Genomic DNA, 9,386 nt, shown 5'->3' with positions numbered 1-9,386 from the left:
ACAGCGTAAAGAAAGTCTTGATATAACTGATAGCCTACACGCAAAGCAGGGCTCCCTTTCAGTAAGCGATCCACAATATCGGTCTCTGTTAAATGAGCTTTGAAGCCAGGTCGCCAAAGGCGTCGAGTATAATCAAGCTTGCGTTCATCTTTTTGAAGAAGTTTCCAGTATCTTTTTAATTGCTTACCTAATTGATAGTGTTTTTGTTCTTTGCTTTTTAATAGTTGGTTCGTTTCTTTGATTCGATGATTGCGAAAGGTACGACCAATATGTTGGACGATGTGAAACCGGTCAATAATCAGCTGTGCTTTTGGAAACAGCTTTTTAACGAGCGATACATAAGGAGCGTACATATCAATCACGATCCATTCGACCGCTTCACGAATTTCTCGTGAAAAATGACTAAAATAACGTTTTAAAAAAGGCAGTTGTCGGTTCTCGACAATGTCCAATAAGCGCTGTGTTTGTCCATCCATCATGATGAAACTCATAGCACCTGAAACACCCCGAACTGATTTGAATTCATCAAAACAAAGTACCTTAGGTAACGGTGTCCGAAAAGGATTCAACGGACGATAAAATCGCTTCATAATACGGTAAACAGAAGAGACCGATAGATTTTTCTGAGCGGCGATCTCTGTCATTGAGGTATTTTTTTTCAGACGAGTCACGACAGACCAGCGGACTTTCTCACTGATGAAACAATGTTTTTTCGCAACAGAAGTATCTGCGACAAAGGTCCGCTGACAAGCTTTGCATTTGAAGCGTTGCTTTTTCAATTCGAGGTAGGTACGGTATTCAGAAACATCGTTCATTAACAACCGGACGGTTGTTGTACCCCAACGCACAATATCTGAAGCAATCTGGTGTTTACAGTGGATGCATTCTTGGGCTGTATAAATCAAGTTTCCACGATAAATATGACAGATTTGCCCTTTGTATTTTTCTTTTGTGAGACAATTTTCGTTAAAAGTAACTGATAAGTCTAGAATATCTAATGTTTCTTTGATAAGGTGAGTGTAAGACATCTTGATTCCTCCTTTTGGGTTGGTTCGCCAAATTAATTCTAAAGGATTTCAAGGTGTCTTTTCTATATGTTTTGGAAAATAAAAAAGATGCTGGTGTCATCCACCAACATCAAAAAGTATAGAGCCTTTCTTTCACTCGATGATTCAAGAAGGTTCTGCCAATATGTTGGACGATGTGGAAACGGTCGATGATCAACTGAGCATTCGGGAAAAGCTTTTTCACCAATGAAACATAAGGCGCATACATATCAATAACAATCCATTGAACGGCTTCACGAGTCGCTAATGAAAACCGAGAAAATAGCGTTCTAAATAAGGCAAGCGTCGATTTTCGACAATATCCAATAATGCATGGCTTTGTCCGTCCATCATGATAAAACTCATTGCACTGGTCACATGTCGAACCGATTTGAATTCATCAAAGCATAAGACCTTTGGCAAAGTCTGTTTGAAAGGATTCAATGGGCGGTAAAATCTCTTCATGACACGATAGACCGAAGAAGTGGAGATATTTTTCTGACGGGCGATTTCCGTCATGGAAGTATTCTCTTTTAAGCGAGCAATAACAGACCAACGAACTTTTTGACTAATGAAACAGTATTTTTCAGCGACAGAGGTATCCGCTACGAATGTTCTTTGGCAAGACTTACATTTAAATCGTTGTTTCTTCAACTCCAGATAAGTGCGATACTCATATATTCTTTTTCAATCAGCCAATCTTCATCAAAAAATAAATGTTTATCTGTTAATCCGAGTAATTTTCTAGTATGATTATCCATAGAGCGACTCCTTTGATAGGGTGATGTTTTGGTCGACTAAATTTTACCAAAAGTGAGTCTCTTTTTGAGTTGAAACGAAGAAAAAGTGTTGTTGGAAAATCGCCTTCGATTTTCCAACAACACAAAATATTATAGAACCCTTTATTCTAAAGGATTTCAAGGTGTCTGTTTGCATTTATTAAAAAAAAGAAAAAGTATTGGCAACAGAAGGCGTCACCAACACTAGATATTATAGAGCCATAATATGCTGTATAATATCTAGTGTATAGGCTTAAGTGGAGGTATATATGAAAATATTAACTGTTGAAGATGATAATATGATAAGAGAGGGAATAAGTGAATATCTTTCAGAATTTGGATATACTGTTATTCAAGCTAAAGATGGAAGAGAAGCCTTGTCAAAATTTAATAGCGATATAAATTTGGTTATCTTAGACATTCAGATACCTTTTATAAATGGTTTAGAAGTGTTGAAAGAAATTAGAAAGAAAAGCAATTTACCAATTCTAATCTTGACTGCATTTAGTGATGAAGAATATAAAATTGATGCATTTACTAATTTAGTAGACGGATATGTAGAAAAGCCATTTTCATTGCCGGTCTTAAAAGCTAGAATAGATTCTTTAATTAAGAAGAATTATGGACATTTAGAGAAGTTTGAATATAAGGATCTATCGGTTAATTTTAATAGCTATACAGCTAAAATAAATGGTGAAGAAATAGATGTAAATGCAAAAGAACTAGAAGTATTAAAATGTTTATTGGATAATAATGGACAAGTGTTAACAAGAATGCAAATTATTGATTATGTATGGAAAGATAGCGAAGAAACTCCTTATGATCGAGTAATAGATGTATATATAAAAGAACTTAGAAAAAAATTACAATTAGACTGTATAACTACTATAAGAAATGTAGGATATAAATTGGAGAGAAAATGAAAAAATTAAAGATATTTCCAAAAATGTTCATACAAATATTTTCTGTTCTTGGAATAATAATTATATTAGTTCATTCATTAGTTTTTTTTATCTTTCCTAAAACATATTTGGAGACGAGAAAAGAAAAGATTCATAATATGGCAAATGAAATTTCTAGTAATATGAATGGAAAAGAAATAAAATATATAGAACAAACTTTGGAGTTTTATTCCAAGAGTAGTGAAATAAAAGTATTCATAAAAGAAAAAAATAATAAGAATGAAATACAAATCAAAGATAATATAAATGTTAATTTAGAAAGTGATAGTAATTCTTTGATAATTGAAGAAAAAGAAATAAAGCTTAATGATGGTAAAAAAACAAATCTACAATTTGTTTCTACAGCTGATATGCAAAAAGATGCGAAAGATTTAAGCCTTAAATTTTTACCATATTCTTTATTAATATCAATTTTATTTTCTGCTATTATTTCTTTAATTTATGCAAAATCAATAAAAAATAATATACAAGAAATAAAAATTGTTACTGATAAAATGATGAAACTTGATAAAAAAATGAGTTTAAAAGTTAGCTCTAATGATGAAGTTGGAGAATTAAAACAACAAATTAATGATTTGTATTCTACTTTATTAAGAACAATTGACGATTTGGAATTTAAAAATAAAGAAATTTTAAAATTAGAAAAGTTAAAATATGACTTTTTTAAAGGTGCATCCCATGAACTTAAAACCCCTCTTGCTAGTCTTAAAATAATACTGGAAAACATGAAATACAATATTGGAAAATATAAAGAAAGAGATATTTATATTAATGAATGTATTGAAATCGTTGATAGTTTAACAAAAAATATTTCTCAAATATTATCAGTTCATTCTATAGAAAATTTGAATAATGATGAAGAATATTTGAAAATAAATGATACATTAGAAGACATATTAAAAAAGTATGAAATATTAGCAAATCAAAAGAAAATAACTGTCAATAATTATATATTAGACGAGAATGTTTATATAGGAAAAACAGCTTTAAAGATTATTCTATCTAATTTGATTAGTAATGCGGTAAAATATACTGATGTAAATGGGGTAATTAATATTGGGATAGTTAATGATTGGTTATATATAGAGAATTCATACGGTAACAATAAAATTTCGAATATGGATAAAATATTTGATGTTAAATTTGATTTAAATAAGGAAAATAGTAATGGATTAGGTTTATATATTGTAAGTAATATTCTGAATAATTACAATATAGAATATAAAGTATTGCAGGATGAAGAATTTTTTATCTTTAAAATAAAAATATTTTCTTAATTAAGATATAATTTTGCAATAGTTATTGAAAAATAGAGACTTATTATTAGCCATGGAAGTAAAGACTTTTTTCTTATTGAAAGTGAACAGAAAATAATTGATACAAGAAATCAGGATTTGAACACGCTAATAAAAATATTGTTAGTAAAACTATACGAGGTAGTCTTTTCGGATGCAGAGATTGTTTAAATATTTGATAGAATAGAAACTTAAAAAGTTTAATAAAACTCAATTATATAAGTAGTAGATGAATATGATGGTTATTTAGATTATGGTAGCGTCAAGAATTATGTGTAAATGGAAAATCCATTCTGTTAATTACAGTTAAATCATCGACTCTAATGTATCCTGAATTTCTTTAAATCCCTTGTGAATTCTACCTAAAAATTTTTGGTTATATTGATTAAATTGAGAAATGAAGAATCTCTCTAGAGATTCTTCATTAGGGAATTGTTCTTTTCTTCGAGTATATCGTTTTAGCTGCTTATTAAAGCCTTCAATCAGGTTCGTCGAATAAATTGTTCGTCTGATGGCGTGAGGGAAATTATAAAAGGTTAATAGGGCAGGATTCAAGAGTAAATTGACGACTCTTGGATACTGCTTTTTCCATTTCCTAATCATAAAGTCGATGTGATCCAATGCCTCTTCTTTTGAATTCGCTTGGTAAACCAATTTGAAATCCTCACAAATTTCTTTTCGATCTCGAACACGAACTTTATGAGCGATATTTCTAGATACATGCACACAACATTGTTGAAATTGGGCATTCGGATACACACTATGGATACTTTCTTCAATACCGCTTAATCCGTCTGTCACTACTAATAAAACTTCTTCTAACCCACGTTTTCTAAGATCTTGAAGAACTTCTTTCCAAATATAAGCAGACTCAGTTGGGGCAATAGTAAACCCAAGAACTTCTTTGGTTCCATCCAAACGAATACCAATCGTAATATACACTGCTTCCTTCGAAACAGTCTGTCGCTTCACAGGGATATGCGTCGCATCCATAAATATAACGGAATAATTGGCTTCTAACGTTCTTTCTTTAAAAGCTAAAACATCTTCAGCCACCAATTTACTCATGTTGGAGATTGTTTGTGGCGTATAGTGGTGACCATACATTTTTTCAATTAATTTGGAGATTTCAGCCATAGTAATGCCTTTTTGAAATAATTGGATAATGGTCGTTTCTAATGAATCATTGGTTCGCTTATATGCTGGTAGTGTTTGTTGAGAAAGTTCGCCATTCCGATCTCTAGGAATAGTTAAATTCAACTCGCCATATTCTGTTTTAAATGTACGTGAATAATTCCCGTTACGGGAATTTCCTGAATTGAATCCATTTCAATCATATTTTTCGTAATCTAAAAAAGCAGTTAGCTCTGCTTGTAGAAGTGAATTAATCGCTCGCTCTAAATGATCCTGAAATAATTCATCTAAATCCCCTTTATTGAGTAGTGTTTGCATAATTTCTATAGTAAATTTAGTCATGAGAAAGTCCTCCTATAAAATTTCTGTGTGGTAACTTTAATTTTACAGAATGGACTTTTTTTTCTACCCTAAATTTCTATTTACACAAAATATTTTACGCTATCTTTTATTTTAAAATATGGGATATTATGATAAACTAACTATGGATGATATTTGAAAAAACCATACTGTATGTTTGATTTAATTTTTATTTTTAAGCTCATATCGTAAGAATGGGACTTGTAGTCTCACTTCTTTATGGAGGTGATAATTATGAACGTTGGTTTTATTGGAGCCGGCAAGGTAGGTTGTTCATTCGGGAAGTATTTCCAGGAACATAAAATACAAGTAACAGGATTTTATAGTAAAAGCGAAGACTCGTCATTAGCAGCTTCGAATTTTACATCTAGTAAACAATATTTAAACTTAAGAGAATTAGTAGATGAAAATGATACTATTTTCATTACGACTCCTGATGGTCAAATTCAGGAGGTATGGCAAGAAATTAAAAATTATCAAATCAAAAACAAATTAATCTGCCATTGCAGTGGTGCAATATCTTCAGATATCTTTTCAAATATACAGGACTATGGTGCTTATGGCTATTCTGTCCATCCTATGTTTTCAATATCAGATAAATATAATTCATACAAAAAATTAAAAAAATCTTTTATAACAATTGAAGGCGATGAAAAATATGCAAAGTTTTTATGTGATTTCTTCAAAAAGTTAGGTAATAGTACTGTAATTGTATCTAAGGAGAATAAATCTCTTTATCATGCCGCATCAGTAGTATCTAGTAACCTTGTGCTAGGACTTATTAATACAAGCGTTACATATCTAATTCAATGTGGATTTACTGAAAAAATGGCAATTGAAGCTTTATATCCATTAATTGAATTTAATATTAGAAATATAAAAGAAAAAGGAATTATAGAAAGTTTGACAGGACCAGTTGAACGTTGTGATATTTCAACAATTAAAGGTCACTGTGAAGTTTTATCAGATGAAGACAGAGCTTTATATATGCTATTATCAAAAAATGTATTAGAGATAGCTATGTTAAAAAATATTAATAGAGATTATAGTGAATTAGAAAAGTATTTAGGAGAGAGTTAGGAGAGAGATAGATGAAAAATACAGCAGTTACATTTAAAGAATCTAAATTAAGAAATGAAAAATTAACAATGCTTACAGCTTATGACTATTCAACAGCAAAAATAATTGATGAAGCTGGGATAAATGGAATATTAGTAGGAGATTCTCTTGGTATGGTATGTCTAGGACATGAAGATACACTTTCAGTAACAATGGAAGACATGATTCATCATACTAGAGCAGTTACAAGAGGAGCTAAGAACACTTTAGTTGTTGCAGATATGCCATTTATGTCTTATCAAACTTCAGTATATGATTCAGTAGTTAATGCAGGAAGATTAATAAAAGAAGGACGAGCTCAGGTTGTTAAATTAGAAGGAGGGATAGAAGTATGCGATAAAATAGAGGCTATAGTAAAGGCTTCTATACCTGTTATGGCGCATATAGGTTTAACACCTCAATCTGTTAATGCATTTGGAGGATTTAAGGTACAAGGAAAGGACAAGGAAGCTGCTAAAGAATTAATAAGAGCTGCTAAAGCTGTAGAAAAAGCAGGAGCATTCGCTGTAGTGTTAGAATGTGTTCCAACTAAGCTTGCAGAGTTAATTTCTAAAGAGATATCAATACCTACAATTGGTATTGGAGCAGGTGCAGGGTGTGATGGACAAATTCTTGTATATCAAGATATGTTGGGGATGTATAGTGATTTTACCCCTAAATTTGTGAAGAAATATGCTAATTTATCAGAAGAGATGAATAAAGCATTTACAAAATATATAGAGGAAGTAAAAGATGGAGTTTTTCCAGGTCCAGAACATGGGTTTAAAATAAGTGATGATGTTTTAGAAAAATTATATTAAAAGGGTCAAGAAATATGGTTATATTTAAAACAGTAAATGATGTTAGAAGTCAAGTAAAAGAGTGGAAAAAACAAGGCTTAAAGGTAGGATTAGTTCCTACTATGGGATATTTACATGAAGGTCATGAAAGTTTAATTAGAAAAGCATCAAAAGAAAATGATAAAGTTGTTGTAAGTATCTTTGTAAATCCAACTCAGTTTGGGAAAAATGAAGATTTAGGTAGTTATCCAAGAGACTTAGAAAGAGATATAGAAGTATGCACAAGAGGTAGAGCAACAGCAATATTTAATCCTGAAGTTGAAGAGATGTATTGTGACAATGCAAGTACTTTTGTTAATATAACTGGATTAACAGAAGGTTTATGTGGAGCTAGTAGGCCAATACATTTTAGAGGGGTTTGCACTGTTGTAAGTAAATTATTTAACATAATACCAGCAGATAGAGCTTATTTTGGAGAAAAGGATGCACAACAGTTAGCTGTAATTAAAAGAATGGTTAGGGACCTTAATATTGATATAGACGTTGTAGGGTGTCCAATTATAAGGGAAGAGGATGGACTAGCTAAAAGTTCTAGAAACACATACTTAAGTTTAGAGGAAAGATCTTCAGCTACTATTTTAAATAAATCTTTAACTTTAGCTAAGGAAGCCTTAAATAATGGAGAGAGAGATAGCTTAAAAATAATTGAGATAATAAGTAAAAATATAAATACTTGTAATTTGGCAAAGATTGATTATGTAGAAGTTGTTGATTCTTTATCATTACAAAGAGTAAATTATATTGAAAAATCAGTTTTAGTTGCAATAGCAGTATTTATAGGAAAAACAAGATTAATAGATAATTTTACATTTGAATTACAATAGGGGGCTATAATAATGAAAGTTACAATGTTAAAAGGAAAAATACATAGAGCTAAAGTTGAACAAGCTGAGTTAGATTATGTAGGAAGTATTACTGTTGATATGGATTTATTAGAAGCAGCAGGAATATATGAATATGAAAAAGTACAAATAGTTGATGTTAATAATGGAAATAGATTTGAAACTTATACAATAGCTGGAGAGAGAGGAACAGGGATGATTTGCTTGAATGGAGCTGCAGCTAGATGTGTATCAACTGGAGATAAAATAATTTTAATGGCATATTGTGAATTAAATGAAAATGAGGTTAAGGATCATAGACCTAAGGTTGTTTTTGTCGATGATAATAATAAAGTTGAAAGAGTAACATCATATGAAAAACATGGAAGGTTATCAGATATAATTCTTTAGGTTTTGTAATGTTATTTATATATAGCTAGACTATTATTGAAATATTTATTGATTACTAATTGGATAGATGTCAATAAAGTAGACACAAAAAGAGAAGATACTTAAAGATTTTCAAAGTAAAGAGCCTCCATTTCATTTGGTGTAAGCATATCTCATGTTCCATGAGGACGTTTGGTGTTATAGAAGCCTTCAATGTAGGCAAAACAAGCCAACCGTACTTCTTCAATTGAATGGAATGAACGGCGATTTAATTCTTCTTTTTTCATATATTAAAAAAAAGCTTCGGTAACGGCGTTATCCCACGGATAACCTGGTTTTGAAAGTGAGTGGACAATCGGATGATCCTCTATAAATTTTCTAAATTCAAAAGAGGTATATTGAGACCCTTGATCTGTATGAAAAAGAACAGAACTCGTTAATGGAATGGCAACAGTTTTTTTGACAAATTTTATAAGGTGCAGAACTTCTTTCCGTATACTATTCCGATTGTCCTAGACAATGAGCCTCCTCGGATGTGACGATCTTCGGCAGGAGCTAACAGTTAAAGTTAGACTGCCTCGCTAGCGTTAGCACATCCGAGCTCATTATCAAGGATTCGCTGCGCCAATCTCTGGTTACGG

Annotated in this window: 7 protein-coding genes and 3 pseudogenes; 6 read left to right on the top strand and 4 right to left on the bottom strand. The window is 31.2% G+C overall.

Going from position 1 to position 9,386, the window contains the following annotated elements:
* Together KQI94_RS14255 and KQI94_RS14250 are read right to left on the bottom strand one after the other, a co-directional pair.
* The coding region (locus KQI94_RS14255) for an ISL3-like element IS1251 family transposase (RefSeq protein WP_216454298.1) at positions 1 to 1,028 on the bottom strand (1,028 nt) is incomplete at its 3' end.
* 127 nt (positions 1,029 to 1,155) lie between these two features.
* Positions 1,156 to 1,721: pseudogene (locus KQI94_RS14250) on the bottom strand (ISL3 family transposase); the annotation flags it as partial.
* 373 nt (positions 1,722 to 2,094) lie between these two features.
* Here KQI94_RS14250 and KQI94_RS14245 point away from each other — a divergent pair.
* Together KQI94_RS14245 and KQI94_RS14240 are read left to right on the top strand one after the other, a co-directional pair.
* Positions 2,095 to 2,748 (top strand): response regulator transcription factor, encoded by a 654-nt coding sequence (locus KQI94_RS14245; protein ID WP_002285815.1) that lies wholly within the window; start codon positions 2,095 to 2,097, stop codon positions 2,746 to 2,748.
* Positions 2,745 to 4,064, top strand: coding sequence for a HAMP domain-containing sensor histidine kinase (locus KQI94_RS14240; RefSeq protein WP_002383089.1), 1,320 nt, complete (start codon positions 2,745 to 2,747; stop codon positions 4,062 to 4,064). Before KQI94_RS14245 ends, KQI94_RS14240 begins: the two co-directional genes overlap by 4 nt.
* A 324-nt stretch (positions 4,065 to 4,388) precedes the next feature.
* On the opposite strand, the pseudogene KQI94_RS14235 reads toward KQI94_RS14240, so the two are convergent.
* Positions 4,389 to 5,558 (bottom strand): annotated as a pseudogene (locus KQI94_RS14235) (IS256 family transposase).
* A 237-nt stretch (positions 5,559 to 5,795) separates the two neighbouring features.
* On the opposite strand from KQI94_RS14235, the gene KQI94_RS14230 reads away from it, so the two are divergent.
* Genes KQI94_RS14230 through panD form a run of 4 tightly spaced genes read left to right on the top strand, consistent with a single transcriptional unit; the run spans position 5,796 to position 8,766 of the window.
* Positions 5,796 to 6,656 (top strand): Rossmann-like and DUF2520 domain-containing protein, encoded by an 861-nt coding sequence (locus tag KQI94_RS14230; RefSeq protein WP_002349114.1) that lies wholly within the window; start codon positions 5,796 to 5,798, stop codon positions 6,654 to 6,656.
* An 11-nt stretch (positions 6,657 to 6,667) separates the two neighbouring features.
* Entirely contained in the window at positions 6,668 to 7,495 is an 828-nt protein-coding gene (gene panB, locus KQI94_RS14225; protein ID WP_002287874.1) for a 3-methyl-2-oxobutanoate hydroxymethyltransferase, read from the top strand.
* 14 nt (positions 7,496 to 7,509) lie between these two features.
* On the top strand, positions 7,510 to 8,358 hold the full coding sequence (gene panC, locus KQI94_RS14220; protein WP_002369228.1) for a pantoate--beta-alanine ligase: 849 nt from the start codon (positions 7,510 to 7,512) through the stop codon (positions 8,356 to 8,358).
* A gap of 12 nt (positions 8,359 to 8,370) precedes the next feature.
* Entirely contained in the window at positions 8,371 to 8,766 is a 396-nt protein-coding gene (gene panD / locus KQI94_RS14215) for an aspartate 1-decarboxylase (RefSeq protein WP_002297874.1), read from the top strand.
* 176 nt (positions 8,767 to 8,942) lie between these two features.
* Here panD and KQI94_RS16605 read toward each other — a convergent pair.
* Positions 8,943 to 9,176: pseudogene (locus KQI94_RS16605) on the bottom strand (integrase core domain-containing protein); the annotation flags it as partial.
* Positions 9,177 to 9,386: the final 210 nt, after the last annotated feature.

This window comes from Enterococcus sp. S183_ASV_20 (assembly GCF_018919685.1).
GTDB lineage: Bacteria > Bacillota > Bacilli > Lactobacillales > Enterococcaceae > Enterococcus > Enterococcus faecalis.
The sequence above is the reverse complement of the archived record's forward strand: the minus strand, read 5'-3'. Positions and strand labels throughout refer to the sequence as shown.